This window comes from Paraburkholderia sp. SIMBA_053 (assembly GCF_046534895.1).
Lineage (GTDB): Bacteria > Pseudomonadota > Gammaproteobacteria > Burkholderiales > Burkholderiaceae > Paraburkholderia > Paraburkholderia caledonica.
The window spans coordinates 1-455 of sequence record NZ_JAWRXU010000112.1 but is presented as its reverse complement, the minus strand read 5'-3'; the positions used below and the strand labels follow the sequence as shown (position 1 = coordinate 455).

1 protein-coding gene is annotated in these 455 nt (G+C 65.5%); it reads right to left on the bottom strand.

Translation table 11 applies throughout. The features are described from left to right. Positions 1-126 precede the first annotated feature (126 nt). Positions 127-455: AI-2E family transporter (locus SB753_RS34805; RefSeq protein ID WP_410804580.1), on the bottom strand; the 329-nt coding region annotated here is incomplete at its 5' end.

Sequence of the window (455 nt, the reverse complement as noted above, 5' to 3'; positions counted from 1 at the left end):
CTCGCGGAACACGGCGGAAACGCGACCCCGCCCAGGCTGCACACGCACAGCGTGGAAACGTCCTCTACAGTGAAATGCTGAAGTGCTTATAGCGACGTGGACGCGAGCCGGCGCCGTGTGGCAGCGTCACGAATGCTTCGGGACTTCGGCTCCCTCTGTCTGCGCGAGGCGAGCGGGCTCGTTCTCGTCGATCCGCTCGGCCTGCGGCTGGTCTTTTACCCATCGCCAGAACAACTCGTAACCGACAGCAAGCATGACGGGGCCGATGAACAGCCCAATGACGCCGCCTGTCACCATGCCGCCCAGCGCGCCGATCAGCACCACGGGCATCGGCACCGCGACGCCTCGGCCCAGCAGCAACGGCTTGAGCACGTTATCGGCCAGGCCCGCGACGAACACATACGCGGAGAAGGCGATCGTCGCCGCGCTGACGCCTTCCGTGAGCATCACGAACG